Origin of the sequence: Micromonospora sp. DT227 (assembly GCF_049841835.1) — a bacterium.
Classification (GTDB): Bacteria; Actinomycetota; Actinomycetes; order Mycobacteriales; family Micromonosporaceae; genus Micromonospora.
On sequence record NZ_JBNCLA010000007.1, the window covers coordinates 110,901 to 133,459 of the forward strand.

Here is a 22,559-nt window from a genome sequence, read left to right on the forward strand (position 1 = left end):
CGAGGGCGGTCGGCCGGCCCGGCGGTCAGTTCGCCGGGGCCCCGGCGGGCGTCACGTCGTCGCCCGGCCGGCTCAGCGACAGGTTCGCGCGGCCCCAGGTGAGCGTGCGGTCGAGCACCGCCCGCGCCATGATCGCGACACAGGTGCCGCCGTTGACGAACGAGGCCACCACGTCGCTGGGGTGGTGCATGCCCCGGTACATCCGGGTGACCGCCACGCCGACCGGCACCAGCACCAGCAGCGTCCACCAGGTGACCTTGGCCGGGGTGCTGCGCGCCCGCAGCGCCAGCAGCACCGCGAGGCCGACGTAGAGCGCGGTCGCCGCCGAGGTGTGCCCGGAGGGGAAGCTGGACGTCGGGGGAGAGGCGTCCATGTGCTCCACGGCCGGTCGGTTCCGGTCGATGACCATGGTGGTGAACAGGAAGATCAGCGCCTGCGCGCTGACCGCCGCGCACAGGAAGATCGGCTCCCGCCAGCGGTGCAGCACCAGCCGCAGCACCAGCGCGGCCAGCACCGTCACCACGACGATCATCTGGGTGCTGGCCAGCGTGCTGAAGACCAGCGACACGTCGTTCCAGCCGGACGACCGGTCACCGGCGAACTCGCGGTTGACCGCGTCCTCCACGGTGAATGGCCAGGTGTGCGTGAGCACCCGGGTGACCAGCAGGCCCAGCCCCACCATCACGGCGAAGAGCAGGGCCACCGGCAGCAGGACGCGCCGGGCGATCTGGACCGCGACATCGGACATGAGCCGCCCTTTACCCAGGTCGCCGTCTTGTTACGCGTGTCGATCCTCCGGGTCGGCCAGTTCCGGCTCGACCCCCTCGCGCAGCGGGCGGGCCGGCCGCCGGCCGGCCCCGGTGCGCCAGGTGGCGAACGCGGCCGTGGTGGCGGCGACCGTGGCCACCCCCAGCACCCAGCCGCCCACCACGTCACTGGTCCAGTGCACGCCCAGCGCGATCCGGCTCAACCCGGTCACCACCGTGAGCAGCGTCGCCGCCGTCCAGAGCGCGATGCGGCCGGCGCGGTTGTCGCGGGCGAACGGCAGGAAGAGCAACAGCAGCACCCCGGCGGCCAGCGCCGCGTTCAGCGCGTGACCGGACGGGAAGGAGTAGCCGGCGGCCCGGGCCACCGGTTCGAGCAGGTCCGGCCGGTCCCGGCCGACCAGCAGCTTGAGCAGCGCGCCGAGCAGGCCGCCGACAAGCATCGTGGTGACCACCCAGACCGCCAGCCGCGGCGCCCCGCGCCGCAGCAGCCAGACCACCGCCACCGCGGCGGCCACCCGCAGCGGACCCGGCCCGAACGCGTGCGTCCAGACCGTCATCACCCGGACCCACAGCGGATGGTGCACCGCATATCCGTGGAACGCGTCGGTGACCGAGGCGTCCAGCCGGAGCAGCGGCGGCCAGGCGCCCAGCACCAGCAGCGCGAGCAGGGCGAACGGCACCAGCACCAGGACCGCCGCGGCTGCGGCCAGGCTGAGGCGCAGCCCCAGCGAGTGGTCGGGGTCGAGGCGGCGGCTCCGCCACGACCGGTCGCGCGTGGACGCCTGGCCGGTGCTGTTCATGCGCCGTTCACTACCCAGGGAAGGGCGCGGTCAGACTCGCCGGTCAGCGGCGGGCCTGCCGGAACCGGCGCACCACCAGCGCGGAGCCGGTGACCAGGGCGACGAGCAGGGCCAGGCCGATCCAGAGCCGTCCCGGGGCGGGGTCGTCGGTCTGGCCCGCGCCGGCCGACCAGCCGGCCGGCTGCGGGCGACCGAACGGGTCGCCGCCCTGCCCCGCCGCCGCGGCCCGGGTGTCCGGGCCCTCGCCCGGGGCGGGACCGAAACCCACCACGCCGGGGGCGGCGTTGTCGTCGAGCGGGTTGCGGCCCACCGGCGCCACGTCGGCGGTGAGCGCGGCCACCGGGTCGACCATGCCGTACCCGAACCGGTCGTCCCGGCCGGTCGGGCCGAGGTCCCGGGCAGTGCTGATCAGCCGGTTGACCACGTCCCCGGCCGGCATCCGCGGGTAGCGGGCCCGGACCAGGGCGGCCGTCGCGGCGACCAGTGGCGCGGCGAAGCTCGTCCCCTGCACCCGCCAGTAGCCGCCCCGGGAGCGGGCGCCGTAGAGCGCGGTGGCCGGGGCGCTGAGCGTGGTCTCGTGACCGGTGATCGAACCGGACCAGAGGTTCTCGCTGTCGCGGTCCAGGCCGGTGACCGCCAGCACGCCCGGCTCGCGGGCCGGGTACCAGACCTTGGTGGTGGTCGAGGTGGCCAGGTTGCCGGTGCAGGCGACCACCACCACGTCCCGGGCGAACGCGTAGTCGAGCGCCGCGGCCAGCGCCGGGCTGTCGCCGCCGCCCCCGAGCGACAGGTTCACCACCCGGGCGCCGTTGTCGACCGCCCAGCGCACCGCCTTCGCGATGATCAACGCGTCGTCGTACCGGTTCTCCGCGTCCAGCACGCGGACCGGCAGGATCCGGGCGTCCGGCGCCAGCCCCACCACGCCCCGGTCGTCGTCGGCCCGCCCGGCGATCAGCCCGGCCACCGTGGTGCCGTGCCCCACCGGGTCCGGCTCGTCCGTGCCGCCCGGCTCGACCAGGTCGAGGCCGGGCAGCACCTGACCGGCCAGGTCGGGGTGCGACGCGTCGACCCCCGAGTCGATCACCGCGACCACCACGCCGCGCCCGGTCGACGTCCGCCAGGCGGTCTTCGCCCGCAGCTCCGCCAACTGCCACTGCTCGTCGCGGACCTGGTCGGCCCGGAACACGCGCTCCGGCGCGGACCAGGCCGGCACCCGGACGGTGGGCGGCGCGGCGTGTGCCGGCGGGGCCAGCGGGCCGGCCGTGACGGCCAACGCCGCCGCGCCGGCCAGCAGCGCCCGCCCGGCGAGACGCCGGGACGGCACGCCGGGAATCCCCTGCCGATCCCTGGTCACATTCCCCAGCCATTCCGTCGCGTCCGACACATGCTGCTCGGAGATTACCGGTAGTCCCGGCCGTTCCGGGGCAACTCGGCGCACCCGGCTCATCCGGGCGGGAGATGAGCCAACTGCACCAGACGGACGCCCTCACGCCGGGTGACCAGACGGGCCCGACCGGGCGGCAGCGGCCCGGCCTTCACCTGGCCGACGAGCGGCCCCTCCTCCGGGCCGCCGGACATCACCAGCCCGGCCGTGGACAGCTCCCGCAGCCGCTGGATGATCGGCTCGTACGCGGTCCGGCCGGCGCCGCCGGAGCGCCGCGCCAGCACCAGGTGCAGCCCGACATCCCGGGCGTGCGGCAGGTGCTCCTCCAATGCGCGCAGCGGGTTCGTCGGCCCGCCGGCCACCAGGTCGTAGTCGTCCACCAGCACGAACAGCTCCGGCCCGGTCCACCACGTGCGGGCGCGCAACTCGGCCGGGGTCACCTCCGGGCCGGGCTGCCGCCCCTGGAGGTAACCGGCCGCCGACTCGATCAGCTCGGTGGTGTGCGGCGCGGCCGTGCCGTACCCGATCAGGTGCGCGGTCTCGATGGCGCCCATCAGGCTGCGCCGGTAGTCGACCAGGATCACCCGGGCCTGCTCCGGGGTGAACCGGTGGACGATCGAGGTGGCCAGCGCGCGCAGGAACGAGGACTTGCCGCACTCGGCGTCACCGAAGACCACGAAGTTCGGCTCGGTGGCGAAGTCCAGCACCACCGGGGCCAGATCCGCCTCCGCCACCCCGACCGGGAACGCCAGCCCGGTCGTCGCGGTCTGGTCCAGTTCGGCGTACGGGAGCACCGGCGGGAGCAGCCGCACCCGGGGCGCCACCGGCCCGGACCACCCGTCGGCGACGGCCTTCACCAGGTCGGCGGTCCCGTCCCCCAGCGCGGCCGACCGGGGCTCGGCGGTGAGGAAGTGCAGCCCGCCGGCGTTGATCCCGCGTCCCGGCCGCTCCTCCGGCACGGTGGCCGCCAGCGCGCGCTTGACCACCACCGAGTCGGCCGGGTCGCCGAGGCGCAGCTCCAGCCGGGAGCCGAACAGGTCACGGATCGCCGGGCGGAAGTCCGACCAGCGCAGCGCGCTCGCCACCACGTGCACCCCGTACGCCAGCCCCCGGGTGGCCAGCTCGGTGACCAGCGGTTCCAGGTCCTCGTACTCGCCGCGCAGCGTGTTCCAGCCGTCGACGACCAGGAACACGTCCCCGAACGGGTCGGCGCCGGCCGCCGGGGTCGCGGCCCGTCGTCGGCGCCACGCCGCCATCGACTCCACCCCGGACTCGGTGAAGCGCCGCTCCCGCTCGGCGAGCAGGCCGGCGACCTCCCCGACGGTACGGCGCACCGCGGCGCCGTCGGTCCGCCCGCTCACGCCCCCGACGTGCGGCAGGTCCCGCAGCGCGCCGAGCGTGCCGCCGCCGAAGTCGAGGCAGTAGACCTGCACCTCGGCCGGGGTGTGGGTGAGCGCCAGCGCGCAGACCAGCGTGCGCAGCACGGCGGACCGGCCGCTGCGGGTGGTGCCGACCACCGCGACGTGCCCGGCCGCGCCGTCCAACGCCAGCCAGAACAGGTCCCGCCGCTGCTCGAACGGCTTGTCCACCACCGCCACCGGCACCTGCAACGCGCCGTGCAGCTCCGGATTGGCCACGGTGAGCCCGCGCACCGGGTCGACGCCGACCGGGCCGAGCAGCTCATCGAGCGTGGGGGAGGCGTCCAGCGGCGGCAGCCACACCCGGTGTGCCGGCGGGCCCTGCCCGGCCAGCCGGTCGACCAGCAGGTCGAGCAGCGTCTCGCCGCTCTCCTCCTCGGCCGGCAGCGCGGCCGGCGCGGTCGGCGCGGGCACCGGCGCGAGGTGGGTGGAGAACGCGAGCACCCGCGCGGCGCCGACGCCGGCCGCGCCCGCCGGGCCGATGCGCCGACGGACCGCGCCGGAGACGTACGCCGCCTTGAACCGGACCAGCGGCTCGGTGCCGGAGCGCAGGTACCCGTGCCCCGGGCTGCGGGGCAGCTCGTACGCGTCCGGCACGCCGAGCACCGTCCGGGACTCCAACGTGGAGAAGGTGCGCAACCCGATCCGGTACGACAGGTGGGTGTCCAACCCCCGCAGCCGGCCCTCCTCCAGCCGTTGACTGGCCAGCAGCAGGTGCACGCCGAGCGACCGGCCCAGCCGGCCGATCTGCACGAACAGGTCGATGAAGTCGGGCTTGGCGGAGAGCAGCTCGGAGAACTCGTCGCAGATCAGCAGCAGCGACGGCAGCGGGGCGAGCGGACTGCCGGCCGCGCGCGCCCGCTCGTAGTCACGCACGCCGGCGAAGTTGCCGGCCCGGCGCAGCAGCTCCTGGCGGCGCATCAGCTCCCCGTTGATCGCGTCGACCATCCGGTCGACGAGCGGCAGCGCGTCCGCCAGGTTGGTGATCACGGCGGCGGTGTGCGGCAGGCGCTCGAACGGCGCGAACGTGGCACCGCCCTTGAAGTCGACAAGCACGAAGTTGAGCTGCTCCGAGCTGTGCGTCGCGGCCAGGCCGAGCACCAGCGTGCGCAGCAGCTCCGACTTGCCGGAGCCGGTGGCGCCGATCAGCAGCCCGTGCGGGCCCATGCCGTCCAGCGCCGACTCCTTGAGGTCGAGGTCGATCGCCCCGCCGTCGGCGCCCACCCCGATCGGCACCCGCAGCCGGTCCCGGGCGGCGCGGGGCGCCCAGCCCTGCTCGGCGGTGAAACCGTCCGGGTCGCCGAGACCGAGCAGCTCCGGCAGGCCCGGCTCGGCGCCGGGCGGCGCGTCCGGCCCGCGTGCCGCGCCGGCCAGCCGCAGCGGCGCGAGCCGCCGCGCGACCGCCTCCGCGTCGGCCGTCGGCAACGCGTCGGCGGCGCCCACCTCGGCGGGCCCCTCCGCCGAGTGCGAGTGCAGCCGGCCGTCGACCAGGTCGAGCAGCAGCGCGTACCGGTCGAGCAGCCGGGGCGGCGGCGTGTCCAGGTCGAGCACGGTGACCGCGTCGATGCCGCCGTCGCCGGCCAGGTCGGCGGCCCCGGTCAGGTCGCCGCCGTCGAGCACCACCACGACGTGCGGCCCGTCGGTGGCCGGACCGTGCGGGCTGAACCGGGACCGGCTGCCGAGCACGTCGTCGAGGAGTCGTTCCAGGTCGGCGGCGGTGCTGGTGACCAGCCGCACCGGACCGAGCGCGTCGGTGCGCGCCGGGTGGTGGGCGTGCGGCAGCCACTTCACCCACTCCCACCGGTCCCGGCGCTCCGGGCCGGCGCAGACCGCGATCAGCAGCTCGTCCGGGGCGTGGAAGACGGCGAGCTGGGTGAGCACCGCCCGGGCCAGCGCCCTGGCGGCCGGCGAGCCGGTGCCGCGTACCTCGCCGGCCGGGCCGCGCACGAAGACCCGGGCGAAGCTGCGCAGCGACAGCGCCACCGGCAGGTCCGGCACCACCGAGTACGCGTCCAGGAAGCGCCGCAGCGCCCCGGCGGTCATCGGCTCCAGTTCCTCCAGCGGCCGGGTGACCGGCGGGACCAGCGGGGTGGCCAGCGTCTGCGGCCCGACGCCGACCCGGACCACCGCGAAGTCCGGGTCGCCCGGTCGGCGTTCCCAGACCCGGTGGCTGTCGACGGTGGACCAGAGCCGCCCCGGCTCCGGGTGGCGGTAGGCGAGCCCGGCGCGCTGGGCGCCGGCCGTCTCCCGGACCCGGCGACGCAGCGTGGCCAGGTGGCGCAGGTACTCCCGCCGGGCGGCCATCAGCTCGGACTTCTTCGGGCCGCCGCTGCCCCAGGTGGTCACCAGCATGGCCAGCGAGGAGAGCCCGAACATGCCGCCCACCACGTACGAGTAGGCCCCGCCGCCCCGGCCGAACATCATCGCCATGGCCACCGTCCCGCCGAGCATCGGCAGCACCATCAGCGCCTGCTGCCAGCGCCCGCCGGTCGCCACCGGGATCTCCGGCGGCGCCTCGACGGGCAGCTCACCGACCGGGATCTCCGGGGCCGGTCGGCGCGGCGGCCGCTTGATGACGACAGTGGACACGCGGCCCTCCCATGGCTCTCGGTAACCCGAGCCTGGCTCATAGTAGGTAAAGTCCTTCCGTCCGTCAGCCCACCGTTCCGGCTCGATGATGGAGATACGTCGATGACAAGCGGGCTCGCCCGGGTCACGATCAGCGCGCCCCGGCGACGGGTCGACGTGGCCCTGCCGGAGCAGGTTCCCCTGGCCGAGTTGCTGCCCGAGGTGCTCCGGCACGCCGGGGAAGGGCTCGCCGACGACGGCGAACGGCACGGCGGCTGGGTGCTGCGACGCACCGACGGTGCGGTGCTGGCCACCGCCCAGGCGCTGCTGCCGCAGGGTGTCCGCGACGGCGAGGTGCTGCATCTCGTACCGGCCCGCGCCGAATGGCCCGAACTGGAGTACGACGACGTGGTCGAGGCGATCGTGGACGGCGCCCGCCGCCGGGGCGCCGCCTGGTCGGCCGGGGCGACCCGGGCCGCCGCGCTGGCCGGCGCCGCCGTGCCGCTGACGGTCGGGCTGGTCGCGGTGCTGTCCGCCGGTCCCGGCGGGCCCGGCTGGACGGTCGCCGCGGCGGGCGCCCTGATCCTGGTGCTCGCCGCCACCGCGGCCTCCCGGGCCTACGGCGACGGCCCGGTCGGCGTCACGCTCGGCGGGTACGCGCTGCCCTGGGCGGCGGCGGCCGGCGCGCTCGCGGTCGGTTCCGGCGACCCGGTCGGCCCGATCCCCGGCCTGCGCTGGGTCGGCGCCCCCGAACTGCTGGTCGGCTCGGTGGCGGTGCTGCTGGTGGCGGTGCTCGGCCTGCTCGGCGTGGCGCACCGGTCCCGGGTCCCGGTGGCCGGCGTGACGGTCGGCGCGGCCGGCGCGGTGGCCGCGCTCGGCGCGCTGCTGCTCGACCCGGCCGGCACCGCGGCCGTGCTGCTCGCCGTTCTGGTCTTCGCGCTCGGCGGGCTGCCGCTGCTGGCCATCCGGGTCGGCAAGCTGCCGCTGCCGCCACTCACCCTGCCCGCCCCCGCCGGCACCCGCGACCTGCCCGACCGGGGACGGGTGCACGCGGCCGTGGCCCGCGCCGAGGAGGCGTTGACCGGGATGCTGCTCGGGCACGCGGTGCTGGCCGTGGGCGCCGCCGCGGTGCTCGTCGCCGCCGGGGGGACCGCCGGGCGGCTGCTGGTCGCCGTCGCCGCCGGGGTGCTGCTGCTGCGCTCCCGGCTCTTCGTGGCGGTGCGGCACCGGGTGCCGGCCGTCGCCGCCGGCCTGGCCGGGTACGCGCTGCTCGGCGTGGTGCTGGCGGACCGGGCCGGGCCCGGGGTCCGCCTCGCGTTGACCGTCGGCGGGCTGGCCCTGGCCCTGGTCGCGGTCACCGCCGGCGCCACGTACGCCCGTCGGCCCGTCTCGCCGTACCTCGGCCGGCTGGCCGACCTGACCGACACCGCGCTTGTGGTGGCCGTGGTGCCGGTGGCCTGCGCGGTGCTCGACCTCTACGACCGGGCCCGCGGCCTGCTCGCCTGAACAGCGAAAGGCCCGGGTCGCCGATGCGACCCGGGCCCCGGAAGTCTCGCCGTCAGTGCAGCGTCTCGCCGCGCTCCGCGGCCTCCTTGGCCCGGCGGTACGAGTTGACGATCTCCGCCTCCGCCTCGACCCGGCCCACCCAGGTCGCGCCCTCGACCGACTTGCCCGGCTCCAGGTCCTTGTAGACCTCGAAGAAGTGCTGGATCTCCAGCCGGTCGAACTCGCCCAGGTGGTGGATGTCGCGCAGGTGCTCCTGACGCGGGTCCTCGTAGGGCACGCAGAGGACCTTGTCGTCGCCGCCCTTCTCGTCCGTCATCCGGAACATGCCGATGGTGCGGCAGCGGATCAGGCAGCCCGGGAAGGTGGGCTCGGGCACCAGCACGAGCGCGTCCAGCGGGTCGCCGTCCTCGCCCAGGGTGCCCTCGATGAAGCCGTAGTCGGCGGGGTACTGGGTGGAGGTGAAGAGGGTGCGGTCCAGCCGGATCCGGCCGGTCGCGTGGTCCACCTCGTACTTGTTGCGGTGACCCTTGGGGATCTCAACCGTGACGTCGAAATCCATCTCCCACGCTCCCTCGTTTGCCCACGCTGGCTAACGGAACCACCGGCTCGCCGCCCGCACGGGAGAACGCCCCCGCCGGCTCCGGCCGCCGCATAGTGTTCGGACCGAAGTAGTGTCACCCAAGGTGATTTCGAGCGGGGAGGAGGGGGCCGTGGGGAGGGAAGACTCACACTACCGCCCCGGAGGGGTTGACGGGCGGCGGTCCGTCGGATCCGGTTCCGGCCCGGCCGGCGCCACCGGCCGGGTGTCCGTGCCGGGTGCCAACCTCACCCACCGTACGTCTCCGCCCACCGGCGCGGCCGCCCCCGACGACCGGGTGGCCGGGAACTGGCCGGCCCCGGTGCCGGTGAGCCCACCGGTCCCACCGGTCGGCGCCGCGCCGCCCCCGCCCACCCCGCCTCCGGTCCCGCCGCGTCGCCGCGGCCGGCTGGTCGCGGCGCTGGCCGGCGTGCTGGTGCTGGCCGTGGCCGTGGCCGGGCTGGCGGTGCTCCGCCCCGGCCCGGTGGCCGGCTGGCTGGGCAGCGGGGGCACCTCGTCCGGCGCGACCGCCGCACCGCCCGAGCCCGACCCGCCGGTGGTGCTGGCCGGGCCGGACGGCAACGCCCCGCTGCCCACCGTGGCCGGGCTCCGCGCCGCGCTGGACCCGCTGGTGCGCGCCGCCGCACTCGGGGACCGGGTGAACGTCTCGGTGGCGGACGTGACCACCGGCCAGGCGCTCTACGGCAGGGGAGCGGACGCGCCGACGGTGCCCGCCTCGGTGACCAAGCTCGCCACCGGCGTCGCGGTGCTCGCCGCGCGCGGCCCCGCGTACCGGATCCCCACCCGCGCGGTGGCCGGCCCGAATCCGGGCGAGGTGGTCCTGGTCGGCGGCGGTGACCCGACCCTCGCGGTGGACCGGAAGAACGCCTTCTACCCGGGCGCGGCCCGGCTGGACGACCTGGCCGCCCAGGTGCGTACCGCGCTCGGTGGCACCGCCCCCACCAAGGTCATCGTGGACGCGACGCTGTTCAGCGGCCCGGTCTTCGAACCCGGCTGGGACGCCGACATCCCCACCGGCGGGTTCGGCGCGGCGATCACCGCGCTGATGACCGACGGCGCCCGGAAGGACCCGGCGCAGGCCCGGCGTACCGCGGAGGAGACCAACCACGCCGCCGAGCGGGTTCCCCAGCCAGACCTGACCGCCGGCCGGCAGTTCGCCAAGCTGCTCGGGCTCACCGGGAGCGCCGCACAGGTGACCCGGGGCGCCGCGCCGGCCGCCGGCGGGACCGGCACCGCGCCCGGCGCCGAGCTGGGCACTGTCGAGTCCCTGCCGATGATCCGGCTGGTCGACATCATGATCAGCGACAGCGACAACGTGATCGCCGAGGCGATGGCCCGCCAGGTGGCGCTGGCCAAGGGCCAGCCCGGGTCCTTCGTCGGCGGCGCGGCGGCCACCGACGAGGTGCTCGGCGGCCTCGGCCTGCCGGCCGGTGAGATCAGCCTGGCCGACGGCAGCGGGCTGTCCCGCACCAACCGGATCAGCCCGTCGCTGCTCACCGACCTGATCACGCTCGCCGGCAACGGGAGCCACCCCGAGCTGGCCGCGATCTTCGGCGGCCTGCCGGTCGGCGGCTGGTCCGGCACGCTCGACGAGCGCTACCAGGTGACCGCGACCCGGGCCGGCGCCGGCGTGGTGCGCGCCAAGACCGGCACGCTGAGCGGGGTGAACGCCATCGCCGGCACGGTCACCACGGTCGACGGTCGGCTGCTGACGTTCGCCGTGCTCACCGACCGGACGCAGGGCTCGCTCGACGAGACCCGGCAGGCGCTCGACCGGATCACCTCCGCGCTGGCCGGCTGCGGCTGCCGCTGACCGACCGGCGTCGATCCGCCGGTCCGAGCCCGGGTGGCGGTGTGCCGGCGCGGGTACGGTGGGTTCATGGCGCAGTTCGTGGACTGGGATCTGGCCGCCGCTACCGCGGGGGCGCTGAGCAAGTCGGGCCCCCGGGTGTCGTACGCCGAGGCCACCGACGTGGTCGGCGACCTGCGGCGGCTGACCGAGGAGGCCGCCGGGCACGTCGCCGACTACACCGGCCTGCGGGCCCAGGTGGCGCACCCGCCGGTCCGCGTGGTCGACCGCCGTGACTGGGCGGCGGCCAACATCGCCGGGCTGCGTGAGGTCGTCTCGCCGCTGGTGGAACGGCTCTCCGGGGACAAGCGGCCGGGCGCGCTCACCGAGGCGATCGGCTCCCGGGTGACAGGCGTGCAGGCCGGCACCGTGCTGGCGTACCTCTCCGGCCGGGTGCTCGGCCAGTACGAGGTCTTCGCTGGCGACCCCGGCCAACTGCTGCTGGTGGCGCCGAACATCGTCGAGGTGGAGCGGAAGCTCGGCGCCGACCCGCGGGACTTCCGGCTGTGGGTGTGCCTGCACGAGGTCACCCACCGCACCCAGTTCACCGCCGTGCCGTGGATGCGCGCCTACTTCCTGGGCGAGGTGCAGGCGTTCGTGGACGCCTCGCAGGGCGGCGAGCACCTGCTGGAGCGCCTGCGCCGCGGCGTCGCCACGCTCTCCGACGCGGTCAAGGACCCGGAGAGCCGGGCCAGCGTGCTCGACATCGTGCAGACCCCGGCGCAACGCGCCGTGCTGGACCGGCTGACCGCGCTGATGACGCTGCTGGAGGGGCACGCCGAGTTCGTGATGGACGGCGTCGGCCCGCAGGTCATCCCCAGCGTCGGGTCGATCCGGGCGTCGTTCAACCGCCGCCGCGAGTCCGGTAACCCGCTGGAGAAGGCGATCCGCCGGCTGCTCGGCATCGAGGTCAAGATGCGCCAGTACGCCGAGGGCCGGAAGTTCGTGCACGGCGTGGTGGACCGGGTCGGCATGGCCGGCTTCAACAAGATCTTCTCCTCCCCGCTCACGCTGCCCCGGCTCGACGAGCTGGGCGACCCGGACGCCTGGGTGTCCCGGGTGCACGGGCCGGCCGGTGCCACCCCGACCGCCGGCTGAACCGGCCGCGCCGGCTCTTCGGCCGCCGGTGAGCCCGGCGCCGTCGGTGGCCGCCGTGCGGCTCGCCGTACGCCGCCTGCTGACCGACCTGCCCGGGCCCGGACCGGTGCTGGTGGCCTGCTCCGGCGGGGCCGACTCGCTGGCGCTCGCCGCGGCCACCGCGTTCGTGGCGCCCCGGCTCGGCCGCGCGGCCGGTCTGGTGACCGTCGACCACGGCCTGCAGGCCGGTTCGCCCGAGCGGGCCGACGCGGTCGCCGGCTGGGCCCGCGCGGCCGGGTTCGACCCGGTCGAGGTGGTTCCGGTACGGGTGGCCGGGCGCGACGGCGGCCCCGAGGCGGCCGCCCGGGAGGCCCGCTACGAGGCGCTTGTCGCCGCCGCCCGACGGCACGACGCGGCCGGGGTGCTGCTCGGGCACACCCGGGACGACCAGGCGGAGACCGTGCTGCTCGCGCTGGCCCGGGGCGCCGGGCCACGCGGACTGTCCGGGATGCCGGAGCGGCGCGAGCGGGACGGGGTGCCGCTGCTGCGTCCGCTGCTCGACGTGCCCCGGTCCGACACCCGGGCGGCCTGCGTCGCGCTCGGGCTGGCGGCGTGGACCGACCCGCACAACACCGATCCCGCGTACGCCCGGGCGCGGGTCCGGGCCGACGCGTTGCCGGCGCTCGTCGACGCGCTCGGGCCGGGTGTGGTGGCGAACCTGGCCCGGACCGCGCGCCTGCTCGCGGCGGACACCGCCGCGCTCGACGCGCTGGCCGGCGACGCGCTCGCCGACGTCCGGGCCGCCGGTGGCGGGCTGGCGGTCGACCGGCTGGCCACGTTGCCGGCGGCGGTCCGTACCCGGGTGCTGCACGCCTGGGCGCGGGAGCTGGGCGCCGCGCCGGCCGCGCTGTCCCACCGGCACGTGGCGGCGCTGGACGCGCTGGTCACCGCCTGGCGTGGCCAGGGCCCGGCGTACCTGCCCGGCGGCCTCCAGGTGCACCGCCACACCACCCGCCTGGTGCAAGGAGGGGCCCCCGCTTAACGCCTTCTGCATAGGCGGGGCCCCCGCTTAACACCAGGGGCTCAGGCGTCGGCGCGCTCGCGGAACGTGGTCCGGTAGGCGTGCGGCGTGGTGCCGACCCGGCGGGTGAAGTGGTGCCGCAGTGCCGCCGCGTCACCGAAGCCGGCCCGGTCGGCGACGCTCTCCACGCTGAGCCGGGTGTCCTCCAGCAGCCGCCGGGCCAGCAGCACCCGCTGGTTGGTCAGCCAGTCGTGCGGTGTGGTGCCGGTCTCGGCGCGGAACCGGCGGGCGAACGTACGCGGGGCCATCCCGGCCCGGGCGGCCAGCTCGTCCACGGTCACGCCGCGGTCGAGGTGGCCCATCAGCCACTCCAGCACCGGTTCGAGCGTGGGCGCCTCCGGCGCCTTCGGGATCGGCGCCTCGACGTACTGCGCCTGGCCGCCGTCGCGGTGCGGCGGGACCACCATCCGCCGGGCCAGCCGGGTGGCGGTCGCCGAGCCGTGCTCCTGGCGCACCAGGTGCAGGCAGGCGTCGATCCCGGCGGCCGTGCCGGCGCTGGTGAGCAGCCGGCCGTCCTGGACGTAGAGCGAGTTGCACCGGACCCGGGCCCGGGGATTGCGACGCTGCAACTCGTCGACGTAGAGCCAGTGGGTGGTGCACTCCCGGTCGTCAAGCAGGCCGGCCGCGCCGAGCACGAACGCGCCCGAGCAGACGCTCAACACGTACGCCCCGCGGGCGGCGGCCCGGCGCAGTGCCGCCGGCACGGCGGGCGGGATGGCCCGCAGGTCGTCCTCGCCGGGCACGGCGACGCCGCTGAAGTGCGCGGGCACCGCGACGAGGTCGGCGTCGTCGAGCGGGGCCAGGTCGGCGTGCGGCTGGAGGTGGAACCCGGACGAGGTGCGCACCGCCCCGCCGTCGGGCGAGCAGACCTGGAACCGGTAGGCGGGGAAGCCGTCGTCGGTGCGGTCGGTGCCGAACACCTCGGCGAACACGCCCAACTCGAACGTGGCCACCCGGTCCATCGCCAGCACCGCCACCGAGCGCAACATGTGACGAGGGTAACCCGGTGGGTGGCAGGAAATCGATGCTCGCGGTCATTTCTGCCACTGTCCGGGTCGGACGGCGGGTCGCAGACTTGGTGGTGTCCGGTGCGCACCGGCGGCGAAAAGCGAACCAACCATGCGAAAGCGAGCGCCGCCATGACCGTCCTGCTGCTCCTGCTGTTCCTGCTCCTGCTGGCCGGCGCCAGCGCCCTCGGGTTCACCGCCGACACCCGCGACTCGGCCGACTGGAAGCCGACCGACGACGGGCGGCGCTGGCGCTCCCGTACCTGCTGAGGTGAATTGTTCTGTTCGCGCCGAAGATCCCCGGCGGGACCGCGCCAAAAGGGGCGGCCCCGCCGACGGCGACCATCCGGCGTACGGCAGGCTAGGAGCATGGCTGACGGCTCCTGGTACGACGCCGACATCGACCACGTGATCATCTCCGAGGCGCAGATCCGCGAGAAGACCGCGGAACTCGCCAAGCAGGTCTCGGCGGACTACGCGCACGTCGAGGACGGTCTCCTGCTCGTCTGCGTGCTCAAGGGCGCGGTCATGTTCATGGCCGACTTCGCCCGCGCGTTGGGCCGCCAGGGCCCGCCCGCCGAGCTGGAGTTCATGGCCGTCTCGTCGTACGGCCAGGGCACCACCTCGTCCGGGGTGGTCCGCATCCTCAAGGACCTGGACCGGGACATCGCCGGCCGGCACGTGGTGGTGGTCGAGGACATCGTCGACTCCGGCCTCACCCTGTCCTGGCTGCTGCGTTACCTGGAGTCGCGCTCCGCGGCCAGCGTCGAGGTGGTCGCCCTGTTCCGCAAGCCGGACGCGGTCAAGGTGCAGGTGCCGGTGAAGTACGTCGGCTTCGACATCCCGACCGAGTTCGTGGTCGGCTACGGGCTCGACTTCGGCGAGCGCTACCGCGAGGTGCCGTACGTCGGGGTGCTCAAGCCCGAGGTCTACGCGCGGGCCTGAGCGCCGCCGCCGAGCCGCTCGTCAGCGGACGTTCAGCGGGCTCTCAGCCTTTCGGTCTACGGTAGGGGCCGGTGACGTGGAGGCACTCTCCACGCCCGACCCTCCGAGCCGCGTGACCGTGCGGCATGGGCCGGTCGGGTGCGGAGCTCCCCGCCACGCCGGCTCAAACCCTGGTTCGCCGTACGCGTAAGTGCCGGGCTCGCAAGCTCACACCTCGCTCGTACGGTGTACCGTCGAGTGACCGTGGTGCGGCAGTTCGCGCGCCCCGGGGGTCGGGCCGGCCCGCACGGCGGCCCCGGCCGCCGCCCGAGGCGGCGACACCATTCAGACGGTCAGGACGTCGATCAGGAGGATGCGGGCGCCTCGGTGCCCGACGACAGCATGGAACGTACGCGTTTCTTCCGCCGACCGGTGGTCTGGATCATCCTGGTCATCCTCGGCGCCGTTGTGCTCAGTCAACTGTTCACCGCTGGTCCGAGCTACCACCGGGTGGACACGTCCGTCGCGCTCGACCAGCTCAACAAGGGTGGTATCGAGAAGGTCGTCTTCCAGGACAAGGAGCAGACGCTCCAGCTCGACCTGAAGGACAAGGCCAAGTTCGACGACACCACCACCGACAAGATCGAGGCGCAGTTCCCGTACGAGGTCGGCGGCCAGGTCTGGAACCAGGTCCGCGAGGCCGAGGCGGCGGACCGGATCACCGGCCCGGTCGACACCAAGGTGTCGTCGGACAGCATCTGGGTCAGCCTGCTGGTCAATCTCCTCCCCATCGCGCTGCTCGTGCTCCTGCTGCTGTTCTTCATGTCGCAGATGCAGGGCGGCGGCTCGCGGGTGCTCAACTTCGGCAAGTCCAAGGCGAAGATGATCACCAAGGACACGCCGAAGACGACCTTCGCGGACGTGGCCGGGGCGGAGGAGGCCGTCGAGGAACTGCACGAGATCAAGGACTTCCTGCAGAACCCGGCGAAGTACCAGGCCCTGGGCGCCAAGATCCCGAAGGGTGTGCTGCTCTTCGGCCCGCCCGGTACCGGTAAGACGCTGCTGGCCCGCGCCGTGGCCGGCGAGGCCGGCGTGCCCTTCTACTCCATCTCCGGCTCCGACTTCGTCGAGATGTTCGTCGGTGTCGGCGCCAGCCGGGTCCGTGACCTGTTCGAGCAGGCCAAGTCGAACGCGCCGGCGATCGTCTTCGTCGACGAGATCGACGCGGTCGGCCGTCACCGTGGCGCCGGCATGGGCGGCGGCCACGACGAGCGGGAGCAGACGCTCAACCAGCTCCTGGTCGAGATGGACGGCTTCGACACCAAGGGCGGCGTCATCCTGATCGCCGCCACCAACCGGCCGGACATCCTCGACCCGGCGCTGCTGCGCCCGGGCCGGTTCGACAGGCAGATCCCGGTCGACGCCCCCGACATGGAGGGCCGCAAGGCCATCCTGCGGGTGCACGCCAAGGGCAAGCCGTTCGCGCCCGACGTCGACCTCGACGCGGTGGCCCGGCGTACCCCGGGCTTCTCCGGCGCCGACCTGGCCAACGTGATCAACGAGTCCGCGCTGCTCACCGCGCGCAAGGAGCAGCGGGCGATCTCCAACGACTCGCTCGAGGAGTCGATCGACCGGGTGATCGCCGGCCCGCAGCGTCGCACCCGGGTGATGAGCGACCAGGAGAAGAAGATCACCGCGTACCACGAGGGTGGGCACGCGCTGGTCGCCTGGGCGCTGCCGCACGCCGCGCCGGTGCACAAGGTGACCATCCTGTCCCGGGGCCGGTCGCTGGGGCACACGCTGGTCCTCCCGACCGAGGACAAGTACACCCAGACCCGGGCCGAGATGATCGACACCCTGGCGTACGCGCTGGGCGGCCGGGCGGCCGAGGAACTCGTGTTCCACGAGCCGACCACCGGCGCCGGCAACGACATCGAGAAGGCCACCCAACTGGCCCGCGCGATGATCACCCAGTACGGCATGAGCTCCAAGCTCGGTGCGATCAAGTACGGCACCAGCGGCGACGAGCCGTTCCTCGGCCGCAACATGGGCCACGAGAGGGACTACTCGGACTCGGTGGCCGCCGAGATCGACAGCGAGATGCGCGCGCTGATCGAGCTGGCGCACGACGAGGCCTGGGAGATCCTGGTGGAATACCGGGACGTGCTGGACACCATGGTCCTTGAGCTGATGGAGAAGGAGACCCTCTCCACCGCCGATATGGCGCGGATCGCCGCCCGGGTGGTCAAGCGCCCGCCGATGGCGCCCTACCACGGCTTCGGCAAGCGCCTGCCCTCCACCGAGCCGCCGGTGCTCACCCCGGCCGAGAAGGACGCGCTGCAGAAGCAGGCCACCGCCGACGGCATCTCGGTCGGCGGCGCCAGCAACAACTCGGACGGTACGCACTGAGCACCGACCCGACGGCCGGCTCCCCTCACCGGGAGCCGGCCGTTTCCGCGACCGAGCCCGACGGGGACGACGCGCTCGACTACGTGGCCGCGCGCCTGATCAGCGGCAAACTCACCGGCGGCCCGGTCGAGGACAGCGTCGACCTGGGCCGGATCGAGAAGGCGGTCCGGGAGATCCTCATCGCGGTCGGTGAGGACCCGGACCGGGACGGCCTCCAGCAGACGCCGGCCCGGGTCGCCCGCGCGTACGCCGAACTCTTCGCCGGCCTGCGCGTCGACCCGGCGCAGGTGCTCCGCACCACCTTCGAGGCCAACCACGAGGAGCTGGTGCTCGTCCGGGACATCGACGTGATGAGCCTGTGCGAGCACCACCTGCTGCCGTTCCGGGGCAGCGCGCACATCGGCTACATCCCCGGGCCGGACGGCCGGATCACCGGCCTGTCCAAGCTGGCCCGACTGGTCGAGGTGTTCGCCCGCCGGCCGCAGGTGCAGGAGCGGCTCACGTCGCAGATCGCCGACCTGCTGATGTCCAGCCTGGCCCCGCGCGGCGTCATCGTGGTGCTCGAGTGCGAGCACATGTGCATGGCGATGCGCGGCATCCAGAAGTCCGGCGCCAAGACCATCACCTCGGCGGTCCGGGGCGGCCTCCAGAACGACGCCAAGTCGCGGGCCGAGGCGATGGCGCTGATCATGCACCGCTGACCCGACCGGCAGCCACGCTGCCCGGCGCGGCCGTGGTCGTCCCGGGGCAGGTCAGCCGGGCAGCATGGCCAGCAGCAGACCGGCGGCGGTGAGCACGGCCGGGACCAGGCAGACAAGCGCGCCGAACCGGGGCGTCCGGTCCACCCGGTCGGTCGGGCGCGGACGGAACACCCGCCCGACCGCCAGCCAACCCAGCATGAACGCCACCGCCGGCAGCGGCAGCCCCACCAGCAGCGCCAACACGGTCACCGGCCCGGCACCCGCGACCGCGTAGAGGACGAGCTGCAACAGCGGCACCACCAACGCCAACGGCCCGTACACCAGCAGGTTGCGCGGGCGGGCCGGCCAGCGGGCCAACCGGGGCAGGCCGTGCGCGGCCAACGCGTCGTCCGCGGCGTCCGCCCAGCCGCCGGCAGCCCGCAGCGCCGCCAGCACGGCGGACGGCCCACCCGCCATCGACCGGGCCGCCTCGCTCACCTCCGGCGGCGTCGGGGCCAGCGAGATCGCCGGTACGCCCAGCTCACGCAGCCGGGACTGCTGCGCGGCCAGCCGCTCGCGTACCCCGGTCAGCTCCTCGCGGGCCGCCGTCACCGACCGGGCCTGCTCCCCGGCGGCGGTCGCCGCCGCCCGGCGTACGCCGTCGAGCTGCCGCGCCGCCGCGACGTACTCCGCCCAGGCCGACTCGGCCGGGTCCACCGGCACCGGCGGATCACCCACGCGCGGCCCGGGAACCGCCGTCGGAGCCCCGCTCATCGGGCCGCCTCCCCGGTGCCGAACGGCACGAAGACCGTGCCCTGCTCCTCCGGGCCGTCCCACAGCACCGCGCGACCGGGCCGGGGTTGCCACCACACCGGCCGGTCGAAGAGTCGCTCCAGCCGCCCACCCGGCACGTCGGTGACCGCCACCGCAGTCAGCTTGTCCACCTCGCCCCCGGGCCCGAGCAGCCCGGCCAGCGGCGCCGGGGTACGCCACCAGCCGAGCAGGTGCCGGCCGGCCGGCGGACCCTCCAACAGCAGCGACCGCAGCAGCTCCGGCGGCAACTCGGCGGCGTCCGGCACATCCAGCCCGAACACCACCAGGTAACCCGGCTCGTCCGCCTCGATGGCCGCCCGCAATCCGCCGGCGTCGACCGTCTCCACCCGGTGCCGCCCGGCCAGCTCGGCCGCCAGCACGCCGGCCGGCTCGGCCGACCCGTTCGCCAGCGGTGCCAGCACGAACCGCCCGGCGTCCGGGTGCGCCGCCGCCGCGCTGCGCACGGCGGTGACCAGCAGCCGCTCGGCCTCCTCGTCCCCACCCAGCACGGCCAGGTTCCGGCCCGCGACCGGCCCGAGCGGCACCGCCACCGTGGTGCGCCGCACGTCCACCGCGCGACCCAGCAGCGCGGCCGGCGCGTGCACCCGCCCGGCCAGCGCGGCCCGGTGCCGCGGATCGTTGGCGAGCAGCGGGCGGGCGTAGCCGGCGAACACCACCGGCGGAACCGCCGATTCCGGCCGCGCCGACCACAGCCGCCGTCGCAGGTCGGCGAGGACGTCCGGATCCCCGTACGGGTCCGGGAAGCGGATCATCCGCTCGTGGCCGCGGGTCGCGCCACGCGGCCCACCGAGGCCCCCGGCCGTGTTCACCACCGCGCTGCCCACCGGCAGGCCGGCCGCCGAGTCGTTCGCCGGCTCCAGCACCGCCGAGCCGCCGGGCAGCGCCACCCGCACCGGGAACTGGCCGAGCAGCGGATCGCGCGGACCACCGATGCCCAGGTCACCCTCGCCGGCCAGAACCAGATGGATCCCGTACGCGCGGGCGACCCGGGCCAACGCGTCCAGCCGGGCCAGCAGGTCGGTGGCGAGCCGGTCCCGGTCGCGCAGCACCAGCGGGAAGTTGTCGATCACACAGACGATCCGGGGCAGCGGTTGGTGCTGGCGCAGCTCGGCGTACCGCTGCCCACCGGCCCGCCGGGACGCCTCCTCACGGCGGCGCGCCTCCGCCTCCAGCTCACCGAACAGGTCCGCGACGTACTCCCGGTCGGCGGCCATCCCGGCGGCGCGGACCTGCGGCACCCAGGAACGGTCCCGCTCGGTCTGGAGGAACTCCACGAAGGACTCCCCGTCGCCCAGGTCGGCCAGGTAGAACTCCAGCTCGTCCGGGCCGTACCGGGCAGCCAGCCCGAACAGCGTGTCGGTGAGGAACGCCGAACGCCCGGCCTGCGACCGGCCGCTCACCAGCCAGTGCGGGGTCAGCTCGGTGAACCCGAGACTCACCGGGCGCCCGGCCGCGTCACCGACAGTGGTGCTGAGGCCGTCGGCCGAACCGTCGGCCCAGAACCCGTCGGCCGGCAGCAGATCGGCCAGGGCCAGCCGCGACCCGTCCTCGATCTGCCGGGCCAGCCGCCGGCACACCTCCGCGACCAGCTCGGCCGGCGGATCGTCCTCGACGAAGACCGGGGAGTTGAGACCGCCCGGCGGCTCCGCGCCGGGGCTCCCGAGCGCCGCGCCCGGCGGATCACCGACCAGCGCGTACGCCGTGCGGACGGTGATCGTGGTGGCCTGCGGCAGCGGCGGTCGGCCGGACCAGCCGGCCACCACCAGGTGCAGCCCCGCCCGGTGCCCCAGGGCGGCGAGTTCCCCGATCCGGGTCAGGTCGGAGGGCGCGGCACCGTCCGGCAGGGCGGCCAGCACGACCAGCAGCGTACGGTCGTGTCCACGTTGCCGGGCGGTGCCGGCGGCCACCCACTGCTCGGCCTCGGCGAGCACCGCCCGCAGCCCCGCGACGTCGGTGGCGGGCGGCGGCAGCAGACCGGCATCGGCCAGCGCCGCGAAGCCCGCGAAGGTGCCGGCCGGGTCGGTGCCGTCGACGGCCCGGGCCAGCAGCGCGCCGGCCGGGGTGGCGGCGAAGAGCCGCAGCAGGAGCGCCCGGAGCAGCCCGGCGACGCGCGGGTCGCGCGCGTCGGTGTCGACGGCCAGATGGCCGCTGTCGAGCAGGGGCACCAGCGCGGGGAACCGGGCATCTTCCAGCGGCGCGGCGGTGCCCACCCGGACCAGCGGCGGCGGGCGGTCACCGGGCGGCGTCGCCACGGCCAGCTCCTCCAGCGCCGTGCCGGCCCAGCCGGGCGCGGCGAGCGCCGCCGCGGTACTCAGCCGCTCGGCCAGCTCGTACTGCCGATGGTGGTCGGCGGGGGCGGGACGGATCTCGTCGAGGATGCCGGCGGCGGCGGTCGCGGCAGCCTCCGCCCGCCGATGCAGGACGGCGGCCCGGCCGGCTCGCGCCTTCGGACTCGCCATCGCGTCCACCTCTCTTCCCGAGGCCGACCCCTGCTCCCCGAGCTGTGACGGTATCCCAGCCGGGATCCGTCCTCCGGGATGTCCGTCGGCGCTGCGCCGGTCTTTACCCCGGCGGTGTGCCTGTCCTTACCCCCGGTGGTGCCCCGACTCACCCGGGAGCCAGCCCAGTCGGGACGCCTGGTAGCCGAGCTGCATCCGGGTCTGCACCCGGGCGAGGTCCATCAGTCGACGGACCCGCCGCTGCACGGTCCGCAGCGAGGTGCGCAGGTGGCCGGCCACCGCCTGGTCGGTCAGGCCGGTGAGCAGCAGGGTCAGGATCTGCACGTCCAGGTCGTCCACCCCCGAGCCGGCGAAGCCGTCGGCCGAGGCGGTGACCTCCATGGCCGTCGCCCACTCCAGCTCGAAGAGCGCGATCAGGGCGTCCAGCAGGCCGCTCTGGTGCACCAGCAGCGCCCCGGTGGTGGCCACGTCGGATGATCTGATCAGCGGAAGGAGGGCGATCTCACGGTCCACGACGAACAGCTTGAGCGGCAGGCTCTCCGCGATCCGGATCTCCTCCCCGGCGTTGCGGGCCGCCACGATCCCGTCGATGTCGACGTCCTCGTCGAGCATCGCCCGCTCCAGCAGCACCCGGTAGCGCACGCCCCGGGCCACCGCGTCGTCCTCGGCGGTGTTCTCCGCGCCGCTGATGATCGCCACCGGCGCCTTGACGAAGGTCATCACCTCCGACTTGGCGCCGAGTTGAAGCTGCTCCAGCCGCTGGCGCAGGGCTGGCACCCCGATGATCACGTCGACCACCTCGGCGACGCCGCGCCCGGCGCTCGCCGCCCGGTACAGCTCGGCCAGCGAACCCAGCTCCAGCTCGGCCAGGCGCAGCTCGTTCTGCCGCTGCAACAGCAACGCGCCGAACGCGGTGCCCGGCGGAGAGGCCACGAACCGGGCGATGTCACCGACGCTGCGCGCGGCCAGACCCTTGCGTTCCAGCACGCCGAGGAGCCGGGCCGCCTCGTCCCGGTCGCCGCCGACCTGGGGCGCCAAATCCCCCGGCCCGGCCGAGGGCATGGACACCAACGCCCGGTACGCCGTCGACTCCTCGCTGCTCAGCCCCAGCACGTCCAGCACCATGTCACGCCTCCGCCGCCTCACCTGTGATCAAGTGTGGCGGCTTTGCGTCATGGAGGAAAGCCGCCGTGGTCGA

General features: G+C 75.1%; 17 protein-coding genes. 8 read left to right on the top strand and 9 right to left on the bottom strand.

Annotated elements, in window-relative coordinates:
* Positions 1-25 precede the first annotated feature (25 nt).
* From ACLQ2W_RS23450 to eccCa, 4 genes are all read right to left on the bottom strand, one after another.
* The gene (locus tag ACLQ2W_RS23450) at positions 26-748 is read right to left on the bottom strand and encodes a phosphatase PAP2 family protein (protein WP_425788643.1); all 723 of its coding nucleotides are present in this window, start codon (positions 746-748) and stop codon (positions 26-28) included.
* A 30-nt stretch (positions 749-778) separates the two neighbouring features.
* Entirely contained in the window at positions 779-1,567 is a 789-nt protein-coding gene (locus ACLQ2W_RS23455; protein ID WP_425788645.1) for a phosphatase PAP2 family protein, read from the bottom strand.
* 43 nt (positions 1,568-1,610) lie between these two features.
* Positions 1,611-2,921, bottom strand: a complete 1,311-nt coding sequence (mycP, locus tag ACLQ2W_RS23460) for a type VII secretion-associated serine protease mycosin (protein ID WP_425788647.1) — start codon at positions 2,919-2,921, stop codon at positions 1,611-1,613.
* An 89-nt stretch (positions 2,922-3,010) separates the two neighbouring features.
* The gene (gene eccCa, locus ACLQ2W_RS23465) at positions 3,011-6,958 is read right to left on the bottom strand and encodes a type VII secretion protein EccCa (RefSeq protein ID WP_425788649.1); all 3,948 of its coding nucleotides are present in this window, start codon (positions 6,956-6,958) and stop codon (positions 3,011-3,013) included.
* A gap of 102 nt (positions 6,959-7,060) precedes the next feature.
* Here eccCa and eccD point away from each other — a divergent pair, with 102 nt between their 5' ends.
* The gene (gene eccD, locus ACLQ2W_RS23470; protein ID WP_425788651.1) at positions 7,061-8,443 is read left to right on the top strand and encodes a type VII secretion integral membrane protein EccD; all 1,383 of its coding nucleotides are present in this window, start codon (positions 7,061-7,063) and stop codon (positions 8,441-8,443) included.
* Positions 8,444-8,495: 52 nt separating this feature from the next.
* On the opposite strand, the gene ACLQ2W_RS23475 is transcribed toward eccD, so the two are convergent.
* The gene (locus tag ACLQ2W_RS23475; protein ID WP_091070192.1) at positions 8,496-9,002 is read right to left on the bottom strand and encodes an inorganic diphosphatase; all 507 of its coding nucleotides are present in this window, start codon (positions 9,000-9,002) and stop codon (positions 8,496-8,498) included.
* Between the two features lie 427 nt (positions 9,003-9,429).
* On the opposite strand from ACLQ2W_RS23475, the gene dacB reads away from it, so the two are divergent.
* The 3 genes from dacB (at position 9,430) to tilS (ending at position 13,009) form a co-directional block, all read left to right on the top strand.
* Complete coding sequence (gene dacB, locus ACLQ2W_RS23480) at positions 9,430-10,854, top strand: D-alanyl-D-alanine carboxypeptidase/D-alanyl-D-alanine endopeptidase (protein ID WP_425789017.1); 1,425 nt, start codon at positions 9,430-9,432, stop codon at positions 10,852-10,854.
* A 66-nt stretch (positions 10,855-10,920) separates the two neighbouring features.
* Entirely contained in the window at positions 10,921-11,988 is a 1,068-nt protein-coding gene (locus ACLQ2W_RS23485; protein ID WP_405091538.1) for a zinc-dependent metalloprotease, read from the top strand.
* Between the two features lie 28 nt (positions 11,989-12,016).
* Positions 12,017-13,009 carry a tRNA lysidine(34) synthetase TilS gene (gene tilS / locus ACLQ2W_RS23490; RefSeq protein WP_425788654.1) on the top strand — a complete coding sequence of 331 codons (993 nt, stop codon included), beginning with the start codon at positions 12,017-12,019 and terminating at the stop codon, positions 13,007-13,009.
* Positions 13,010-13,050: 41 nt separating this feature from the next.
* Here the strand turns inward: tilS and ACLQ2W_RS23495 are convergent, their stop codons facing one another.
* The gene (locus ACLQ2W_RS23495; protein WP_107159542.1) at positions 13,051-14,037 is read right to left on the bottom strand and encodes a GlxA family transcriptional regulator; all 987 of its coding nucleotides are present in this window, start codon (positions 14,035-14,037) and stop codon (positions 13,051-13,053) included.
* Positions 14,038-14,187: 150 nt separating this feature from the next.
* Here ACLQ2W_RS23495 and ACLQ2W_RS23500 point away from each other — a divergent pair, with 150 nt between their 5' ends.
* From ACLQ2W_RS23500 to folE, 4 genes are all read left to right on the top strand, one after another.
* Positions 14,188-14,325: a hypothetical protein gene (locus ACLQ2W_RS23500; protein ID WP_199199870.1), complete on the top strand. Its 138-nt coding sequence runs from the start codon at positions 14,188-14,190 to the stop codon at positions 14,323-14,325.
* A gap of 99 nt (positions 14,326-14,424) precedes the next feature.
* Positions 14,425-15,000, top strand: a complete 576-nt coding sequence (gene hpt / locus ACLQ2W_RS23505; RefSeq protein WP_281934365.1) for a hypoxanthine phosphoribosyltransferase — start codon at positions 14,425-14,427, stop codon at positions 14,998-15,000.
* Between the two features lie 381 nt (positions 15,001-15,381).
* A complete protein-coding gene (gene ftsH, locus ACLQ2W_RS23510) occupies positions 15,382-17,388 on the top strand; it encodes an ATP-dependent zinc metalloprotease FtsH (RefSeq protein WP_405091534.1) in 2,007 nt (668 codons plus the stop codon).
* An 83-nt stretch (positions 17,389-17,471) separates the two neighbouring features.
* Positions 17,472-18,089, top strand: a complete 618-nt coding sequence (folE, locus tag ACLQ2W_RS23515) for a GTP cyclohydrolase I FolE (RefSeq protein WP_107159537.1) — start codon at positions 17,472-17,474, stop codon at positions 18,087-18,089.
* A gap of 51 nt (positions 18,090-18,140) precedes the next feature.
* Here folE and ACLQ2W_RS23520 read toward each other — a convergent pair whose 3' ends face one another.
* The 3 genes from ACLQ2W_RS23520 to ACLQ2W_RS23530 form a co-directional block, all read right to left on the bottom strand.
* Positions 18,141-18,842 (bottom strand): hypothetical protein, encoded by a 702-nt coding sequence (locus ACLQ2W_RS23520; RefSeq protein ID WP_425788657.1) that lies wholly within the window; start codon positions 18,840-18,842, stop codon positions 18,141-18,143.
* A complete protein-coding gene (locus ACLQ2W_RS23525) occupies positions 18,839-21,370 on the bottom strand; it encodes an FtsK/SpoIIIE domain-containing protein (RefSeq protein WP_425788659.1) in 2,532 nt (843 codons plus the stop codon). The genes ACLQ2W_RS23520 and ACLQ2W_RS23525 overlap by 4 nt, the downstream gene beginning before the upstream one ends.
* A 117-nt stretch (positions 21,371-21,487) precedes the next feature.
* Positions 21,488-22,486, bottom strand: coding sequence for a TrmB family transcriptional regulator (locus tag ACLQ2W_RS23530; protein ID WP_425788661.1), 999 nt, complete (start codon positions 22,484-22,486; stop codon positions 21,488-21,490).
* Positions 22,487-22,559: the final 73 nt, after the last annotated feature.